We start from the raw sequence: 17,191 nt of genomic DNA on the forward strand, positions 1-17,191 counted from the left end.
AAATGACCGCTTTGAAGTGATGAAATCGCATTTTCTGCCTATATCCAAAGACTTTGCAAATAAAAATTAATACATCACATTTATACGTTAGTATGACTTAAGTATTGGTTGCTTAGAGACAAAAAGCCTCGCTAACGAGGGGGGATTGCCCCTGGTGGTGCGGATTGTAGCTCGGCGCAACGACTACAGATGAATTGTTCAATGATATAATTTTATTGCGATTAGTCTTTTTAGCATACGAATAACTAATTAATGAAGTCCTATATGGGAGTGGACATACTAATTAGGACACATTTACTATTCGGATTAGAGTCACATAGAATTAATATTACTCCAGCTAACCTTCTGGGCTCAGCAAAGTGGTTTTAAAAGGTTAATAAAAGACATGCGTCTAAGGATAGAAGGATTTAAAAATGAGTAATAAGTTTTTTGCAGTTGCGGTTATGAGTATGTCTGTTGTTATGGGGATGTCAACAGCCCAGGCTAACAACGATGGTACTGTTAATTTCACCGGTGAAATTATTGGTACAGCCTGTACGGTTGATATCGGCGCAAATAACACAATGAATGTTGATCTCGGTAAAGTGAGTAAAACTGTTTTTACCGGAACGGGTACATACGCTTCAGCGACTGAGTTTGACTTAAAAGTGAAGGACTGTCCTGCAACTGGTATAAATGGCATTACCGTTAAGTTTGATGGTACTGCGTACGCTGGCGATAATAGTGTTCTTGCTCTTACCGAGGAAGACGGCGTTGCAACAGGCATTGCGATTGAGCTGTTAGATAAGAGTAAAAACGCCGTTCCACTGTTTGCCGATAGCGATTCATACGCTTTAGAGGCGGGTAAAACTGAGCTTACCATGCCGATGTATGCTCGTTATAAGCAGGTGGCCGCAGCTGTTACTGCCGGTCCGGCAAACTCCAGTGTTCAATTTACTCTTAACTACAACTAATTGGTGGAGTATTGACTAATTAGCACGTGGAGTAATTTTCACGTGCTATTTATAATATTATATAAGATATCATTATGAATCGTTCAATTATCTCTATCATAGCTATTTTAGGTGGCTATTTCCTGGCTTCCTCTGCTCATGCTGGGGTTGTTATAGGCGGTACTCGTATCATTTATGATGCGACAAAAAAAGATGCGTCCATTACTGTATCCAATCCTGACAATCATCCTTATTTGATTCAGACCTGGGTGGATAATGTAGAGAATGTCACAAAGGAAGTGCCTTTTATTGTCACACCGCCCCTGTATCGACTGAATGCTGGCAAGAAAAGCATGATGCGGATTGTCTATACAGAAAGTTCCTTGCCTGAAAATCAGGAATCAATGTTTTATTTCAATGTAAAAGCAATACCTTCATCATCGGAAACGTCCAGTAATGTCTTACAGGTTGTTGTTAAAAGTAAAATGAAATTGATTTACCGACCCAAAAAATTAAAAGGTATAGAGCCTGAAAGTTTTGCTGAAAATCTGCAATGGAATATCAGTGGGAATCAATTAAGTGTAAAAAATCCATCTCCATTTTATATGAACTTTGGAGAGATTAAGCTCAATGGTAGCGCGATCAAATCAGCATCCTATGTTGCACCAAACTCTAGCGCAAACTTTACGCTTCCTGGTCTAATGAAAAATGGCGCTATATCGTTTAAATTAATAAATGATTATGGCGGCCTGAGTAAAGAATTTAATTCCAAAATATAATAATGGACTATCTAATGAACTGCTTGCAAGGATCTAGCCCTCGAATGAAGAGGTTGGCATTGTTGGTTGCCTTAGTATCATTAGGTTATCCATTTAATGTTTTGCCTCGCGACCACTTTAATTCTGCGCTATTAGAAAATAATAGACCAGAGATCAAAGGGGTTGATTTGTCATCATTTGAAAATGGAATGCAACGCGCAGGGAAGTATCGCGTTGATATCATTTTGAATAATGATTTCTTTGCCTCAAAAGATATTAATTTTTCCAATGGCGAAGATGGGGAACTAACGCCTTGCCTGAGCATGGACTTTCTAAAAAATTTAGGTGTCCTTGTCGCAAATTTTCCAGAACTAAAAGAAACTGATGGTTGTGTAAATTTTAAGGTCATATCTCAAGCTTCAGCTAACTATGATTTATCAAGCCAGGAATTGCAGTTGAGTATTCCTCAGGCTGCATTGTCTCAAAAAGTGCGCGGATTTGTAGACCCCTCATTATGGGATGAAGGTATTCCTGCCTTTTTATTGAATTACAGTATTTCTGGCGATGAGACGAAAAATGATGCCGGTGGCACAACGAACAGTCAGTATGCACGCATTCTACCTGGAATAAATATCGGCCCATGGCGTTTCAGAAATTACAGTTCTATAAATCATGATGATGTCAATGGGACTCAGGTTGATAGCGTTTATACCTATGTTCAGCGTGATATAAAGTTTCTTAGTAGCCAATTGACTATGGGCGATAGCAACACCCCATCCGATATATTTGATAGTGTCGCATTTCGCGGGACGCAATTGGCAACAGATGAAGATATGAAACCTGATTCCTTGCGTGGATATGCCCCCGTTGTGCGTGGCATCGCCAAAAGTAATGCTCAGGTTATGATCAAGCAAAATGGATACATTATTTATCAAAGTTATGTTCCTGCGGGATCATTTGAAATTAACGATCTCTATCCGACAGGACAGGGGGGCGATCTGACTGTGACAGTGAAAGAGCAGGACGGGAGCACACAGGAATTTGTTGTTCCTTATGCATCTTTGCCCCTGTTGCAACGTGAAAAAAGCTTGAAATACAGTGTTACCGCTGGACAATACCGTCCATCTAATTCTGATGTAGAAAAAACACCGTTCGTGCAAGGGACTGCAATTTATGGTTTGCCGTGGGGAATAACTATATACGGTGGTGTGCAGAATGCGAAATATTATAATTCTCTTGCAATCGGCCTTGGGCGTAATTTAGGAATCATTGGTGCTATTTCAGTAGATGTTATTGCTGCAAAATCAGAACTAAATGACTCACGTAGTGAATCCGGACGCTCATTCCGTGTGCGTTACAGTAAGGATTTTGTCGATACAGGCACCAACTTTGCCATTGCCGGTTACCGCTACTCGACGGAAGGTTTTTATAATTTGCAAGAAGTGCTTGAATCATATGGCAATGAAGATGCAATGCCGAATCGCCGCCGTGACCGAGCTGAAATCAGCTTAACACAATCCTTGGGAGAGAATCTCGGCAGTATAACAGGCAACGCGGTACAAGAAAAATACTGGAATAATGATGAAAAACTTAAATCATATTCATTCAGTTATAATAATTCATTCTCAGGCGTTACTTATTCTATAGTCTATAGTTTAAACAAAAATACTACAGCCAATAACGGCGACGGAACGACGTATAACGAAAACTCATTGATGCTCAATGTTAATATCCCGTTGTCAAGATTTTTGCCTGATACATGGGCAAGTTATAACTTAAATAACAGCGAGCATGGCGGCGCAACACAGACTATAGGTCTTAGCGGTTCTGCATTGGAAGAAAATAACCTTACCTGGAATATACAACAAACAAAAGACCGGGAAAGTTATTCTGGAAGCTTCATGGCCGATTACAGAGGTGCGTTGGCGGAAACAAATCTGGGTTATAACTATAGCCCGGACTCACAGCAAATAAATTACGGTATATCGGGTGGTGTGGTAATCCACAGTGGCGGTGTGACTTTATCTCAACCGCTGGGTGAAACTATTGCTATTGTTGAAGCGAAAGGAGCTAAGGGTGCTGGTATTTATAATCAGGCCGGTTCTGGAATTGATCGGTTTGGTTATGCGGTAATGAATAGCCTTAGTCCATATCGTAAAAATGATATTTCTCTCGATCCAGGCACTTTTTCGGATAATGTTGAAGTTGAAGATAATGGTGTTACCGTCACGCCAACCAAAGGTGCTGTTGTCAAAGCCAGGTTTAATTCTCATTATGGCTATAAGGCATTAGTAACTTTGAAAAATGGCTCAGGGTATGTGCCATTTGGCGCAATGGTAAATTTAGTCGGGAGCGATAATTCCGATGAACAGAGTTTTATTGTTGGGGATCTTGGGCAGGTTTATATCAGTGGTTTGAAAAGCGAAAAAGGAAGTTTGTTAGTGAGATGGGGCAATGATGCAAACAATAACTGCAAGTCTCATTACAATCTGGTCGGTCAACCTTCCGCCGGAAATATGTACAAGACAACTGCAACGTGTGAGTAATAACTACATGAATAATTTCAAATATTATCGACTACTACTTATCGTTTTCTCGTTCTTATTGCTGATAATGTCCAGAGAGGCTTTGGCCATTAAATGTGTCGATGCGGAAACACAGAGTCAGACTGCAACCCAGGCGGTAGGGTCTGTGGCGATACCTAAAACTGACCCTGATGGTAGTATGGCATGGCGTTCACCACTCTTTCATTTACAAATTCAATGCTGGTCAGATAACGGCGATAAAAATGAAGATGTCTATTTATACACTAACCCACTAAAATCGGCTGTCGGCACAGGTATACAGCTGGGGGTCGTGGTAAATGGCCAGGATTTTGACGATATAAGCCAGGGAAGCAAGTGGCATATACCGGGCTGGATGGTGAGCTGCCCGGGCGGTGGCACGTCATCTGAATGTAAAGCCAACCACAGTAGCTTTTATACAATCGATTATTATGTCAAGGTCAGGAAAAAGGGATCTGCATCAGGAACCTATCAGGGGAGTGATACATTCGCTGTTTTTCAGCTTGATGGCGTCGGTGGCTTGAACGTCAATGGTAACTATCGTTTTCAAATCACAGGCTTGAAAAAAATTCGCTTTATAGGCTGCAGTGCAAATATAAATGTCACGCCAACAATTATCGATTTCGGTAATATCCTTTTGCCCGATACGACCTCGCCGGATCAATTTAAAGATAAAAAAGATTTTTCAATCACCGTTTCGCGTAGTTGTAACGACCCATTCAATCTGACGGCCCTTTATACCACCACTGCGGAAACTGATGGTGACAAAGTGAGATTTAATGGGATGTATCTGAAAATTTTTGATAAAACTCGCAACGGTTATGTCAATTTCTCTGATATGTTTCAATTGGTTGACTTTGCAAATCTGACTAATGTGCTCAGTGTTACGTTACCCTTTTCAGTAGAGCTTTATTTTGATGGCAGTGTACTTACGCCAGGGGAATATAGCCCAACTGTGACGGTATCAGTTTTTTATAACTAGCGGGAGCTATATGTTTATTTATAAATATTTGGTTGCTTTGCTGCTGCTGTGTTCTGCATACGTATATGCAGTAGGCTCATTCAACCTTAATTTCCATGTCAGGTTATATCAGAACGGTTGCACTGTTATTGGTGATAAAGATATCTATGTTGACTTTAGCGAAGTCGATGTGAAGCAGGTAAACTCAACACCTGCCCAGGAATTTAGTATCGATCTGAATTGTAATGTAGGGATGCCGAGTGTTTCCCTACAATTCGCTGGCGAAGCCGCAGGCACGAATAACCAATATATAAAAAACAATGGGACAGCTGCAAATGTCGCGGTAGAAATAAGAAGCAAAACTGATGATACTTTGATCAGTAACGGGCGTGTTTTAAGCCAGGTCGTTGATCCCGATACAGGCAGAGCATCGTTTCCGATGAAAGCAAAGATTGTACCTTTAGACGGGACGCTCAAATCAGGCACTCTGTCAGCGGTCGTTGAGTTTACCATTTTATATCCTTGATTAAAATATGCAAACCCGAACGCCTCTTGTCATATCAGCCAAGCGATAACGATGGAATCTTTTTTTTTATTACACTAAACTTGATATGAAAACATGGGAACCATGTTTATGAGGCTATGTTTTTGACTGGAGTAAACATGAATACTTCGCCCGCTAATAATAACTATTCAAACCCACTTTTTGAGTTGATGATACGTCATGGTGAAAAGCGGTTGTATAATCGGGCACAGTTTGTTGTTGATGCAACGAATGATAAGAATATCTATTACGTCACCGAAGGAACCATCAATGTGTTTCGAAAAGGAGATAACATTGTTGTCGGAGTGATAAATGCCCCTTTCATGTTTGGTTTTGCTCTGATGTTTAACCCCATTGATATCGTTATTAAAGGGAGTGGGAAAACAGTAGCCTATGTGCTGCCTAATGACAAAGTTCGAGCACTAATTAGTGAGCTTAATTTGTGGGAGTCTGTTGCTGAACTGCTTTCAAGACGTATTGGCTATTACTCTTATAGGGACAAATCCATACTAGGAAAAGATGCTTATGAACTCATCAGCAAACAACTACAGGAATTAATCAAGTACACGTTAGAACAGCGGGTTGGAATTGTAACGTCGACATTTATCATCGACCGCACTGGGCTGTCTCGCAGTCGAGTAATGTATATCCTCAAGCAGTTGAAAGCCGGTGGATATATAAAAATAATAAAGGGAGTGTTACTCGAAGTTAATTCTCTACCGAAGAAATTCTAGATATTTTTCGTATTAAACGGGATGCTCATGTGCAATGACTATTTCGATAATCTATTCAAATATCTGACCATTACAAATAAACCTTCTAATAAACGCACTGCGCACGATGTCACACTTTTGAAAAACGATAAACTTTTCACTGAATTTCTGGGTCATAACTTCAATGGGGTGTAATGGACTCTCTCAGTATACGTCATAAACTTGTATCCCGCAGATCCTAATAGTTTCTTCTACATGAATCACCTGCAATCCGGCATTACCCACCAACGTTGGCCCGATTCCCAGAGAATGCAGAGATTGTTCTCCCCTAACCCTTGCCAATACCACAACAGGGATCGTATCGATCGCATTGCGGCGAAAGCGGCCAGATGAATGTTCGTCATCACCACGCTTGAGGCCAGCGAGTGGTAAACCATTACCTTCGAATCGCCGACGCAACAAATCAAAGTACGGAAGGCGCCGGTAACCTGATTTTTTCATTCACAGCAATTTCAACCGGTTATCTATAAAATCAACACCGCAGCAGAACGGAGTACAAATATTACCGACGTGAGGCGAATCAGGTGCCTGATCCAGGCGAGTGCGAAATGCCTGATCGGTCTGCGGATCAGCCGTAATGATACGCTTCTCGATCAGCGCTTCTCCGACAGCAGTGCGGATTGCTTCCGGGATAAAATCAGTCTGGTTTTTGCCGCACACCTGCTCAGCGAGTTTTAATGCGCAGATTAAGGATTTCGTGTATCCCCGACCGACCGTCCGCGCCCGACAGGGTGTTGTCCTCCTCTGTAGCGATGGACATAAAGTATTAAGCACGCGTAATGCTGATCTCATTAAGATAGAGATGCGATGATGCCGTTTAATTTCGTGCCAGCCACCGAACGGTCTCACCTAAGCAACCAATCTCATGGTTAATACAGAGGTGATTGTCACCTTCCGTTTTATTTCAGGACAGAACAAAAAAAACAAAAGAGAATATATCTACAACGGTATGCGCGGTTCCTCGTGAAAAAACATGCTAACCATGATCGCTAGTGTGTACAAACTCATCAGGACACAGGCCGGATACCAGTAGAGTCAGATGCAATAATCTCTGGCAGGATATAAAGATCATTAACGAGAAATAGTTGCCCATTGAAACCAGATTTCAAGGGCAACTGATAAGCAAACCATTCAAAAATGTAATGCGGCTTAAAAAGTGCTTAGTGCTACGCTTGTACTTACTGGTAAATACGGATCAAGCGTCCACTCTGCACAAGTATAAACAAAATGGACAAAAGGCAATAGTGACAGCATGCGAACATTAATATTTTATTGGGATTTTTCCTAATGGTTCGCGAGATTATAACCAGTATTTTTCATATTATCAGGGCTATCTAATTGACTTTTCACTCATTGTTGCAAATGAAAATACCCCTTGTTAGAATGCCAATCAATATCTGTAGAGTCCTTTGACAAAAACCACTGATGGTGCTTTTGCATTTTATTTCTTATAACCTGGCCATATTTCTCCAGCGGAAGAAGTAAGTGTCTGACTTTATAAATTGAAATGCCACACAGATCGGCAAGTTCTCTGGTCGACAGGCCCTGAGTACTGTGATCTTTTAATAGATTGAGAATAAAAAATTGTTCCGGCCCCCTGATCATCGGCAGGTCACTTATTCCCATTTCCGCCGCTAACATCTGCAGATTGTCATGAGGTACGTTGTAGCCTGGATGTGCTGTACCCGGGTTATATGAACGCAGCGAGAGTTTCATTGCAGACTCCTGGATTTTGAAGGTGTTAGCAGTATGCGTTCATCTGATTCAACCAGCAACATTAGCTTGAAATGAACGCAAATACAGGATTTTTATCTAATATTCATGTCGTTTTATTGAGAGATGACTGTATGTTAGAGGAAAGCAGGGTCTAGGGTGGAGATGAACATGAGGTTCGACATTGAGGGATTTATCACTTTTGACACAGAGGATGCGTCTCTCGTTAACCTGTTGACTGGGGATTGCGTTGAATTATCCCAAACCTCTACACGCTTGTTGGCTGAATTGCTCAATCATCAAGGCGATATCCTTTCGAGAAATGAAATCTTTCAGACTGTTTTTGATAAATATGGCGCCAGAGCGTCAAATAGTAATCTAAATCAATATATCTCCACATTGCGCAGAAACCTGAGCGATCTGGGTATCGCAAAAGAAATCATTGTCACGGTTCCTCGTATTGGTTTCAAAATAGCGGAAGATGCCATTATCAATAACGATCGTGAGTATCGAACGCCATTCCTTGAAGAAAAGGAGCCGGAGGCTCCGCCAGTTGAACCACAGAAACGCTGTCTTAAGCGCTTTACCCGCATTATCGCTCTGGCAATTGCCTTCCTTCTGCTCATAATAAATCCAGGTTCATTCAGAGCCGACACCGATATACAAAAACTGGTTGAGGGTCAGTGCGTCATTTTTATGCCCTCCTCACTCTCATTACGAGAGGTGACAAAGAGCTTTGATTTTGTCCCACAACCATTCGATTGCTCAGAGCAAAAGGAGTTGTACGTTTACAAGCAACAGGTACAAGGAGACCTGGGTGATATTGTGCAATTGTTACTCATTAAATGTGATAAAGACAGCTGCATGAGTTTTTATTACAGAGAAAAAAATAATGCCTAAACAAGCCATTTTTCTTTTGATCGGTGTCGGCCTGTTATTGATCGGCGCGGTTTACTGTTTTACCCGGCCCCCGGTTTTCTCATGCGAGTCACAGTTTTCTGTTATCCAGAGTATCAACAGCGACAACATTCGCGCCGAAGGGCTAATTTTTGTCCACATGACGGATGATCAACTTCTTATCAATATTGACGGGCTGCTCACACATAATGAAAAAAAGTATTTAATCTCGCGCACGCTCAAAATGAAATATGAAACATACAATGCCAATGCGCATCTGTATAAGATAATGAGTGTCAAAACCATACATGATAATACTGATAATGTTGATGATGAGATTGCTAATAGTTTGTTGTTTGGCAAAGGCCCTGACGACAAAATAATTTTCCTAAAAAAAGTCAATAATAATGTCATACTATTTGGTAACCACGTATTCCCGCAATATGGTTGCAAACGAGATTAATTAGCGTGGTTTTCTTTAACGAAGCACAGCGAAAGTTAAATGTCTCATTATATGAATATAAAATTAATAGAATCACTGGCTTGCATCTCAAAAATAATAGACATGATTAACCCCAGGCTTAACCTGCATCATGTCAGAACGGCATTCATCGCCTGGCACCTGGCCAGGGAATCGCGGTTCACACCTGCACAGTGCAGGAAAACGCTGCTGGCGGCCCTGCTTCATGATATTGGAGGACTGAACGAGGAATCGCGTCTTCAACCCCTCAGCTATTACGATAATGAACTCAATAACCATGCGGCCGTCGGTGCTGAATTACTGGCGAGCGTTCCTTTACTGAATCCGTTAAGTTCGATTGTTCGCTATCACCACACCCACTGGGACAATGGAAAAGGCGACTACGTTAACGGTGAAAAAGTGCCCAGAGAGAGCCATGTCGTTTATCTGGCGGATCGTCTGGATGTTTTAATCGCCCTTTACCGTGCTAGCGATATATTATCGGCAAAAGAGGAAATTATTAATATCATTGTTGGCGGCGAACATATTTTATATAACCCCGAATTTATCAATGCATTCAGAAAAGTAGCAAATTGCGAACACTTCTGGTTAAAAATTAAATCCACAGAGTTCGACGATTATATCCAGGACATCCCCCGCATCCATAACGACTCCATCTCTTTGCATAACTTTCGCGATATCGCCAACATGCTGGCGTTTATTATTGATGGGTTCAGCCAGAACGGCGTCCAGCACTCCCTGGTTGTCGGCCGTATCTCCGGTTACCTGGCTCGAGAAATGGGAATTTCCCCGGTCCAGTGCCTGAAAATCGAAATAGGTGGCTTGTTGCATAACCTGACGTCTCTGGCGCTGTGCGCCGCTCCGGCACATACCGGGGAAGATAATGCTATCTGGGGTGAACTCTATCCAATTGAAGCCATTCGGGATATTGCCCGCTGGTGTCAAATTCAAAAGACAGGGGTTGCACAAGCCACCCATCCTCTTGAAGTGAGGATTCTGAAGGCCAGCATCTGGCTGGCGTCGTTGCTGCAGGGCGTCACGCTGTCATCGGAATTTAAAGTACGCGTCGGGGAAACTGCAGAAATCGCCCCTGAACTGGCGGACATTGTGCGGCAAAATAGCGAGGTTTTACTGCAAATTTTTCAGGAGTCGGTCAAAGAGCGACGCGCCCTGGTCCAGAGAATTAACCAGCTAGGCCTGACCTGAACCGCGAGATGCCATTCTCGCGGTTCTTGCTTATCAGGCGGACAAACCACCGTCCAGCACCAGCGTCTGACCGGTAAGATAGCTACTCCCTTCCCCGGTCAGAAACGCAACCGCGCGGGCGACGTCCTGCGTGCGTCCGAGGCGACGCAGAGGAATATTCTGCCGCATGGTTTTCAATCGGGCTTCCGGAATAGCCTGAACCATCTCACCTTCAATCAACCCCGGAGCCAGACAATTCACCCGAATGCCAAAACGCCCCACTTCTCGCGCCAGCGAATGTGTCAGGCCAATCATCGCCGCCTTGCTGGCGGCATAGGCCGTCTGTCCGCTGTTGCCTTTTATGGCCGTCACGGATGACATAAACACAATCGAGCCACTGCCCTGGGTCATCATGGCGGGCAGCAGAATGCGATTCCAGTTCACCACCGCGACCAGATTGTTTCCCAGCACCTCCTGCCAGTCTCGCGCGTTCTGGTGGATGTGCAGCGCGTCATTGGTCATACCGGCGTTATGGATGATAGCGGCAGGCGCGCCATGCGCCTCGAGCAGAGACATGGCTAACTGCTCGACGCTGGCTTCATCGCTGCCGTCGCAGCGAATGCCCTTCACCCAGGTCGACGTACTCTGGCTTTGCGCGATGTCCAGCGTGCGGGCGATCCCGGCCTCGTTGCGACCGGTAAAGACAATGTTCCATTCAGGCAACAGGTGACTCACCAGCGCCTGGCCGATTCCCCGACTGCCGCCGGTGATGAGCATCCATTTCTTTGCCATATCAACCTGCCATTTCCTGCGCAATACGCTGGCTGAGTTCGCGAAGCGTCATGGTTGGATTTTTCATAAACATTTCAGGGTTGAGCGTGACGTTAAATTCACGCTTCGCCAGTACCATCAGTTCAACGTAGTCGAGGCTGTCCAGCTCCAGTTCAGGCAGCGTCGTCTCTGGTGTCAGCGCCTCCGGCGCCAGGTCTTTGGCGTCACAGATCATTTCACTGATTTTGTCGTAGATCATTTCATGCTGGCTCATTTGATTTTCCTTTTGTCAGCGCGCCGACTTTAAGCGTTACGGCATTGCTAATGTAGTGATGTTGATAACAGGTTCGCGCGGCGATTCGCACCACCACCGCGCCATTCGCAAGGTCGCCAACCACCAGGGCCGGCAAGGTGTCGATCTCTAGATGTTCCGGTAGCGACTCTGCTCGCCAGGGGGCCAGCAGATGACTGTCAAAAATGACTTCCTGATGGGTCTGTACAACAGGAAAGTGAGAAAACAGCGCATCCAGCGTCCGACACGTCGGCAGTATGTCGGCAATCGCCTGCTGGCGTAACAGCGCGGTATCCTGGAGAAGATGACGAAACAACAGGGCGTCGAGAAAATGCCATTGCTGAGCGTCGGGCAACAGCGGCAGAAACGTCCGGTGCAGCGCGGCCAGCGCCGACGAATCCAGAACCCGTTGGCTTTCGCCATCGACGAGTGGCAGGTGGTTCTCCGGCGTGATCTGGCAAGAAAGGCAGGTCTCTTCGGCAGAAAACTCCCGCACCGACGCCGCAACCCGCTTAGTCGCATCGCGCGTCAGTCGATAGGCGGTATCCCGCCACAGCGGTCGACGCAGACGCACGGTACATTTCAGAAACGGGGCGTCGTCGACCGGCGGACTGATAAACCGCTTTACGTCCAGCAAGGCGCGCATGCCATGTACGCTGAGTCCGCTTCCGCCCCGCGCTTTCACCCACGCCTCGTCAAAGTGTACCGGGTTGTAATCGCCCGAAAACGCGGCCCAGCGCCGGGCATCCTGTTGACCATAATGAAGCGGCATCATACGTGCTTCTCCAGAATCAACGCCGCATTCGCGCCACCAAAGCCGAAGCTCAGGTTTAGCGTGCGACGGACATTGCCCGCACGATGGCCCTCAACCACATAATCCAGATCGCAGCATTCATCCGCTTGCTGGAAATTGGCCGTCGCGGGAATGATGCCGTTGGCGATAGCTTGCAGACAGACAATGCTCTCGAAGGTGCCCGCCGCGGAAATTAAGTGCCCGGAGTACGATTTCGTACTGGAAACCGGAATGGACCACACCGCGTCCCCCAGCGCCATTTTTAGCGACTGCGTTTCATTGATATCGTTCAGCGGCGTCGAGGTACCGTGCGCGTTGATGTAGTCGAGTTGCTCCGGTTCCAGCTCCGCCTGTTGCAGCGCATGGGTGATGGTTTGCACGCGGGCAAGACAGTCTTCCGCCGGCGAGGTGAAATCCCAGGCGTCGGAGAAGTTGGCGTAGCCGGTAATCTCGCCGAGGATCGTCGCGCCGCGTGCCAGTGCCCCTTCGCGCTCTTCCAGACACAGCACCGCCGCCCCTTCCGATAACACAAAGCCGCTACGATGGGCGCTGAACGGACAGCTGGCGCGCTGCGGATCCGACGCCTCCTTACTCAGTGCGCCCAGCACGTCAATGTTCCACACCGCGCAGTGGCTGGTGAGAGATTCTCCGGCGCCGGCCAGCATCATCTTTGCCCTGCCGCTGCGGATCACCTCGTAAGCGTCGCCAATAGCGATCGTCCCCGTCGCGCAGGCGGCAACCACCGTATTCTGGTAACCATTGAGTCCCCAGAACTGGCTGCATGCTGCGGTGGTGACGCTGGGCATCGAATAAAAACAGTTAAACGGTGAAGCGACGCCCGCGGCCGCAAACTCACTTTGCGCGTCGTAGCTTTCGTCCAGTCCTCCCCAGCCGGTTCCCATGATCACGCCGCAGTCGAGCGTGCAGTAGTATTCCTGCGGCGGCCTGACGCCAAAGGCCATCGTCATAGCCTGACGTGCCGCGCCAACGGTCAGCCGGGCAAAGCGTGGCAGCCGACGACGAATCACTGCAGGAACACCTGCCAGGCTCGGCTCGTTATCCACCAGCCCGAGAAAATGGGTGTTGATATTCTGCGCCGTTTTATCGACGTAGCGATAGCCCAGACGGTTATCCATCATCGCCTGCCAGCTCTCATTAGCCGTCGCGCCAAGTGGGGTCACGGCGCCATACCCGGTAACGACGACCCGCTTAAATTCATTATTCGGCTTCATGTTGCATCATCCTGTATTGCGTTTCGCCACCCCCTTGCGCCAGCCAGAGCTGCAACGTGGCGTAGAGGTAGTCGTATTGGGTTTGTGCGAGGGCGTTCTCTAACGTCAACAGATCGTCCTGCGCGTTCAACAACGTCTGAAAATCCACGGCACCCGCGCGATAGCGGCTTTCCGTCAGGGTTAAACGCCGCTGACTGAGGATCAGCGACTGGTGAAGTCGTGCGCGCTGTTCATCAGCACTCAGGCGGTTTTCCATCGCTTCATCCACTTCGGCGAGCGCGGCGTAGGCCGTCGAGCGAAAGGCGATTGCCGCCTGTTTTACCGCGAGATCCGCTTGCTTCACGGTGAGCTGTTGGGTGTTCCACTGGATAAACGGCAGCGCCAGCGTGCCGCCAATCGTGCGGATCGGATCGCGGAACCATTGGCTGAAGATTTGACTGCCGGCATTCAGTGAGGCATCAAGCGAAAGTGCGGGATAAAACTGCAGCCTTGAGGCGTCGTAACCCGCAAGGGCCGCGCGCAGACGCGACTCCGCGGCCTGAATGTCCGGCCGCTGCGCAATCACCCGTAGCGGTGTTTTTTGCGCAATCGGCACCTGCTGGTTTGCATCCAGCGCGGGTGATTCATCGGCATGCTGTTCTGCCGGTCTGTTGAGCAACAGCGCCAGCGCATTGCGCGTATTCTGACGTTGCTGAACCAGCGTTCGCCACTGATTCTCTCGTTCCAGCAGGGCCTGCTGCGCCTGCAACACATCGAGCTGGCCGACCTTCCCGGCGTTAAACCATGACGTCACCTGCTGCACGGTCTGTTGCGAAATCGCCAGACCGTCACGCTGATTGCGAATCTGCTGGTTATACAGTGCGATACGCCAGTACAACTGGGCGGTGGTGCCCATCGTGGTGAGTACCGTCGCGTGATAATCCTGCTCGCTCGCCACCGCTTCCCACTCGCTTTGCTCACGGGCCCGCGCCAGTTTTCCCCACAGATCCAGTTCCCAGCCGATGGTGATGCCGCTGCTGTAGTTTTCCTGCGCGGATGTTCCCCGGCGTGTGTTTTTGCTGTTACTGGCAGAACCGCTGACCGCCACATCGGGGGTCATATTGGTGTCAGTTAATCCTGCCGCCACGCGCGCCTGTTGCACGGTGATGGCCGCCGCCGCGAGATCGTTATTGCTTTCCAGCACCTGTTCAATCACCCGCGACAGTCGGGGATCGCCAAAACGCTGCCAGCCGTATTCCGACACCGTGTCGGTAGCAGGCCCCCATTGGGTGGGCAAAGACAACAGCGGACGCTGGTAGTCGCTGCGGGTCAGTGAGCCACAACCCGCGAGCAATAAAAGTGCGAGCAACACAAGCAGTCTTTTCATTCGCGGGCCAGCGCCTCGGTTGGGTTGAGGCGAGCCGCCCTGCGCGCCGGAAAATAGCCAAACGTCAGGCCGATCAGGGCAGAAAACCCACAGGCCATCAGCACCGGAAACGCAGTGAACACCATTGAGAACGCATCGGTCGCAAGGGCGAAAAGATGCCCCGCCACCCACGAACCGAACACGCCCAACAGGCCGCCGAGGGCGCAGATCATCACGGCCTCAATCAGAAACTGGTTCATGATGTCCGAGGGACGCGCCCCCACCGACAAGCGGATGCCGATTTCATGCGTCCGCTCTGTCACCGACACCAGCATGATGTTCATCACTCCGACGCCGCCCACCAGCAGGGAGATCGCCGCAATGGCGGTAATCAACAACGACATCGAGTCAGAGGTTTTTTGCAATGCGTTCGCCAGCTGATCGTCGGTCTGGATAAAGAAGTCCTTCCGGCCATGTTCCCGCAGCAGATGACGTTCCGCCCGCAGCGCCGCCTCATGCGGTTCCAGCCGCGGTTGAAAACGCAGAATCAACGATTCCAGCGGTTTTTCGCCGGTAAGTCGCTGCTGTAATGACGTATGCGGAACCCAGGCGGTCATAAACCCGCCCACCACTTTCGGGCCGGGTCGTATCGCCACGCCGATCACCCGCCACGGCGCGCCGCCAATCTGGACTATCTCGTCAAGCGGATTTTCGCCACCGGGGAACAGCGTATCGCGCCCGGTCTCATCGAGAATCAACAGCGGTTCGCCTTCCGCGACGTCGCGTGCGGTAAAGCCATTTCCCTGCACAAAGCGCAGCCCTTGCAGGGCAAAAAAGTCCTGTGACACGCCGGAGAGCATCATGGAGGAGTCGAGCCCTTTGCGAACCGCGAGCGTTGTGCTGCTGACCACCGGCGAGACGCCCATGATCCACGGCAACGCCTGTAAACTGCGCACATCGTCCATCGACAATGCGCGCTCCATATCCGGGCGCTTGCTGCCCCACCCTGTGCCGGGATGGATCTCCAGCGTGGTACTTCCCAGTTTGCCAATCTCGCTCATGATCGCCTGCCGTGCGCCTTCGCCTACCGCCATCGACGACACCACCGACGCAATGCCGATGATGATCCCCAACATGGAGAGAAACGCGCGCATCCGGTGTCCGAGCAGCGAACGCCAGGCCATGCGGACCGCTTCATGAAGACGGCGGCCCAGCGAGGCGCGTCCGTTATCCTGCTCCGGCAGCGTAATCGGCCGACGAACGGCGGCGTGCTGAACGTCGCGAATAATTCGCCCGTCGCTGATCTCAATCATTCGCTGCGCCTGCCGGGCAACGTCGCGGTCGTGGGTGACGATGATGACCGTGTGCCCAGCCGCATGCAGCTGATGCAGCACGTCCATTAGCGCCTTGCCGCTGACGCTATCGAGTGCGCCGGTGGGCTCATCCGCGAGGATGATATGCGCACCGTTGATCAGCGCCCGGCAGATGCTCACGCGCTGCTGTTGCCCCCCCGAAAGCTGGGCGGGGCGGTGCTGGAGTCGGTTTTCCAGGCCAAGCTGACGTGCAAGACGATGGGTGCGTGCATTGCGCTCTTGCGCTGACATTGCGGTGTACAGCGCGGGAATGGCGATGTTCTCTTCCGCCGTCAGATACGGCATCAGGTGATAGCGCTGAAATATAAACCCCAGATAACGACTGCGCAGATCGGCCAGGTGCAGGCTGTCGGCATCATGTACCGGCGTTCCGTTGATCAACACCTCGCCGGAAGAAGGTTTGTCCAGGCAACCGATGATGTTCATCAGCGTGGACTTCCCCGAACCCGAAGCGCCCACAATCGCCACCATCTCACCGCTGTGGAGGGTCAGTGAAATGTCGCTCAGCACCGCAAGCGTCTCGCTTCCCGCGCGGAATGTCCGGCAAACCTGGCGTAAGACGATAATCGGTTCCATC

Annotated in this window: 18 protein-coding genes; 9 read left to right on the forward strand and 9 right to left on the reverse strand. The window is 48.5% G+C overall.

The annotated features are described in order from the left end of the window. Positions 1 to 413: 413 nt before the first annotated feature. The 6 genes from ACQ0PY_RS21960 (at position 414) to ACQ0PY_RS21985 (ending at position 6,493) form a co-directional block, all read left to right on the forward strand. On the forward strand, positions 414 to 953 hold the full coding sequence (locus tag ACQ0PY_RS21960) for a fimbrial protein (RefSeq protein WP_044257259.1): 540 nt from the start codon (positions 414 to 416) through the stop codon (positions 951 to 953). A 74-nt stretch (positions 954 to 1,027) separates the two neighbouring features. After that, a complete protein-coding gene (locus ACQ0PY_RS21965) occupies positions 1,028 to 1,711 on the forward strand; it encodes a fimbrial biogenesis chaperone (protein ID WP_109739550.1) in 684 nt (227 codons plus the stop codon). Positions 1,712 to 1,755: 44 nt separating this feature from the next. Then, positions 1,756 to 4,236, forward strand: coding sequence for a fimbria/pilus outer membrane usher protein (locus ACQ0PY_RS21970; protein WP_109739551.1), 2,481 nt, complete (start codon positions 1,756 to 1,758; stop codon positions 4,234 to 4,236). 7 nt (positions 4,237 to 4,243) lie between these two features. Continuing rightward, positions 4,244 to 5,236 carry a fimbrial protein gene (locus ACQ0PY_RS21975; RefSeq protein ID WP_142765428.1) on the forward strand — a complete coding sequence of 331 codons (993 nt, stop codon included), beginning with the start codon at positions 4,244 to 4,246 and terminating at the stop codon, positions 5,234 to 5,236. A 10-nt stretch (positions 5,237 to 5,246) separates the two neighbouring features. Continuing rightward, entirely contained in the window at positions 5,247 to 5,741 is a 495-nt protein-coding gene (locus tag ACQ0PY_RS21980) for a fimbrial protein (RefSeq protein ID WP_044268433.1), read from the forward strand. A 137-nt stretch (positions 5,742 to 5,878) separates the two neighbouring features. After that, positions 5,879 to 6,493 carry a helix-turn-helix domain-containing protein gene (locus ACQ0PY_RS21985; RefSeq protein WP_044268435.1) on the forward strand — a complete coding sequence of 205 codons (615 nt, stop codon included), beginning with the start codon at positions 5,879 to 5,881 and terminating at the stop codon, positions 6,491 to 6,493. A gap of 183 nt (positions 6,494 to 6,676) precedes the next feature. Here the strand turns inward: ACQ0PY_RS21985 and ACQ0PY_RS21990 are convergent, their stop codons facing one another. The 3 genes from ACQ0PY_RS21990 to ACQ0PY_RS22000 all read right to left on the reverse strand — a co-directional run bounded on the left by ACQ0PY_RS21990 (position 6,677) and on the right by ACQ0PY_RS22000 (position 8,248). Next, positions 6,677 to 6,973, reverse strand: a complete 297-nt coding sequence (locus ACQ0PY_RS21990) for a hypothetical protein (RefSeq protein WP_146255629.1) — start codon at positions 6,971 to 6,973, stop codon at positions 6,677 to 6,679. Then, a complete protein-coding gene (locus tag ACQ0PY_RS21995) occupies positions 6,974 to 7,324 on the reverse strand; it encodes a type II toxin -antitoxin system TacA 1-like antitoxin (RefSeq protein WP_109739553.1) in 351 nt (116 codons plus the stop codon). 558 nt (positions 7,325 to 7,882) lie between these two features. Further along, entirely contained in the window at positions 7,883 to 8,248 is a 366-nt protein-coding gene (locus ACQ0PY_RS22000; RefSeq protein ID WP_044257268.1) for a FaeA/PapI family transcriptional regulator, read from the reverse strand. A gap of 168 nt (positions 8,249 to 8,416) precedes the next feature. Here ACQ0PY_RS22000 and ACQ0PY_RS22005 point away from each other — a divergent pair, with 168 nt between their 5' ends. From ACQ0PY_RS22005 to ACQ0PY_RS22015, 3 genes are read left to right on the forward strand one after another with little or no spacing between them, the layout of a single operon-like run. Continuing rightward, a complete protein-coding gene (locus ACQ0PY_RS22005; RefSeq protein WP_044257270.1) occupies positions 8,417 to 9,145 on the forward strand; it encodes a winged helix-turn-helix domain-containing protein in 729 nt (242 codons plus the stop codon). Further along, positions 9,138 to 9,605: a FidL-like protein gene (locus ACQ0PY_RS22010; protein ID WP_044257272.1), complete on the forward strand. Its 468-nt coding sequence runs from the start codon at positions 9,138 to 9,140 to the stop codon at positions 9,603 to 9,605. Before ACQ0PY_RS22005 ends, ACQ0PY_RS22010 begins: the two co-directional genes overlap by 8 nt. A gap of 39 nt (positions 9,606 to 9,644) precedes the next feature. After that, on the forward strand, positions 9,645 to 10,829 hold the full coding sequence (locus ACQ0PY_RS22015) for an HD-GYP domain-containing protein (protein ID WP_224788351.1): 1,185 nt from the start codon (positions 9,645 to 9,647) through the stop codon (positions 10,827 to 10,829). Positions 10,830 to 10,862: 33 nt separating this feature from the next. Here ACQ0PY_RS22015 and ACQ0PY_RS22020 read toward each other — a convergent pair whose 3' ends face one another. The 6 genes from ACQ0PY_RS22020 to ACQ0PY_RS22045 are packed head-to-tail and all read right to left on the reverse strand — an operon-like array spanning position 10,863 to position 17,190. Next, entirely contained in the window at positions 10,863 to 11,600 is a 738-nt protein-coding gene (locus ACQ0PY_RS22020) for an SDR family NAD(P)-dependent oxidoreductase (RefSeq protein WP_090050314.1), read from the reverse strand. Between the two features lies 1 nt (position 11,601). Then, positions 11,602 to 11,853, reverse strand: coding sequence for an acyl carrier protein (locus ACQ0PY_RS22025; protein WP_044268444.1), 252 nt, complete (start codon positions 11,851 to 11,853; stop codon positions 11,602 to 11,604). Continuing rightward, entirely contained in the window at positions 11,840 to 12,646 is an 807-nt protein-coding gene (locus tag ACQ0PY_RS22030) for a hotdog family protein (protein ID WP_109739554.1), read from the reverse strand. The genes ACQ0PY_RS22025 and ACQ0PY_RS22030 overlap by 14 nt, the downstream gene beginning before the upstream one ends. After that, on the reverse strand, positions 12,643 to 13,896 hold the full coding sequence (locus ACQ0PY_RS22035; RefSeq protein WP_109739555.1) for a beta-ketoacyl-[acyl-carrier-protein] synthase family protein: 1,254 nt from the start codon (positions 13,894 to 13,896) through the stop codon (positions 12,643 to 12,645). The genes ACQ0PY_RS22030 and ACQ0PY_RS22035 overlap by 4 nt, the downstream gene beginning before the upstream one ends. Next, the gene (locus tag ACQ0PY_RS22040; RefSeq protein WP_044268451.1) at positions 13,883 to 15,262 is read right to left on the reverse strand and encodes a TolC family protein; all 1,380 of its coding nucleotides are present in this window, start codon (positions 15,260 to 15,262) and stop codon (positions 13,883 to 13,885) included. Before ACQ0PY_RS22040 ends, ACQ0PY_RS22035 begins: the two co-directional genes overlap by 14 nt. Continuing rightward, positions 15,259 to 17,190, reverse strand: coding sequence for an ATP-binding cassette domain-containing protein (locus ACQ0PY_RS22045; protein ID WP_109739556.1), 1,932 nt, complete (start codon positions 17,188 to 17,190; stop codon positions 15,259 to 15,261). The genes ACQ0PY_RS22040 and ACQ0PY_RS22045 overlap by 4 nt, the downstream gene beginning before the upstream one ends. Between the last annotated feature and the right edge of the window lies 1 nt (position 17,191).

It is taken from the genome of Citrobacter sp. LST-B2, from assembly GCF_057983045.1.

Excerpts from the sequence above, each read along its gene's own strand:
- ACQ0PY_RS22045 (WP_109739556.1), bottom strand. The coding sequence starts at position 17,190 with ATGGAACCGATTATCGTCTTACGCCAGGTTTGCCGGACATTCCGCGCG.
- ACQ0PY_RS21970 (WP_109739551.1), top strand. The coding sequence starts at position 1,756 with ATGAAGAGGTTGGCATTGTTGGTTGCCTTAGTATCATTAGGTTATCCA.
- ACQ0PY_RS21960 (WP_044257259.1), top strand. The coding sequence starts at position 414 with ATGAGTAATAAGTTTTTTGCAGTTGCGGTTATGAGTATGTCTGTTGTT.
- ACQ0PY_RS22015 (WP_224788351.1), top strand. The coding sequence starts at position 9,645 with ATGTCTCATTATATGAATATAAAATTAATAGAATCACTGGCTTGCATC.
- ACQ0PY_RS21980 (WP_044268433.1), top strand. The coding sequence starts at position 5,247 with ATGTTTATTTATAAATATTTGGTTGCTTTGCTGCTGCTGTGTTCTGCA.
- ACQ0PY_RS21965 (WP_109739550.1), top strand. The coding sequence starts at position 1,028 with ATGAATCGTTCAATTATCTCTATCATAGCTATTTTAGGTGGCTATTTC.
- ACQ0PY_RS22020 (WP_090050314.1), bottom strand. The coding sequence starts at position 11,600 with ATGGCAAAGAAATGGATGCTCATCACCGGCGGCAGTCGGGGAATCGGC.
- ACQ0PY_RS22035 (WP_109739555.1), bottom strand. The coding sequence starts at position 13,896 with ATGAAGCCGAATAATGAATTTAAGCGGGTCGTCGTTACCGGGTATGGC.
- ACQ0PY_RS22005 (WP_044257270.1), top strand. The coding sequence starts at position 8,417 with ATGAGGTTCGACATTGAGGGATTTATCACTTTTGACACAGAGGATGCG.
- ACQ0PY_RS21990 (WP_146255629.1), bottom strand. The coding sequence starts at position 6,973 with ATGAAAAAATCAGGTTACCGGCGCCTTCCGTACTTTGATTTGTTGCGT.
- ACQ0PY_RS22030 (WP_109739554.1), bottom strand. The coding sequence starts at position 12,646 with ATGATGCCGCTTCATTATGGTCAACAGGATGCCCGGCGCTGGGCCGCG.
- ACQ0PY_RS21985 (WP_044268435.1), top strand. The coding sequence starts at position 5,879 with ATGAATACTTCGCCCGCTAATAATAACTATTCAAACCCACTTTTTGAG.
- ACQ0PY_RS22000 (WP_044257268.1), bottom strand. The coding sequence starts at position 8,248 with ATGAAACTCTCGCTGCGTTCATATAACCCGGGTACAGCACATCCAGGC.
- ACQ0PY_RS21975 (WP_142765428.1), top strand. The coding sequence starts at position 4,244 with ATGAATAATTTCAAATATTATCGACTACTACTTATCGTTTTCTCGTTC.
- ACQ0PY_RS22010 (WP_044257272.1), top strand. The coding sequence starts at position 9,138 with ATGCCTAAACAAGCCATTTTTCTTTTGATCGGTGTCGGCCTGTTATTG.
- ACQ0PY_RS21995 (WP_109739553.1), bottom strand. The coding sequence starts at position 7,324 with ATGAGATCAGCATTACGCGTGCTTAATACTTTATGTCCATCGCTACAG.
- ACQ0PY_RS22025 (WP_044268444.1), bottom strand. The coding sequence starts at position 11,853 with ATGAGCCAGCATGAAATGATCTACGACAAAATCAGTGAAATGATCTGT.
- ACQ0PY_RS22040 (WP_044268451.1), bottom strand. The coding sequence starts at position 15,262 with ATGAAAAGACTGCTTGTGTTGCTCGCACTTTTATTGCTCGCGGGTTGT.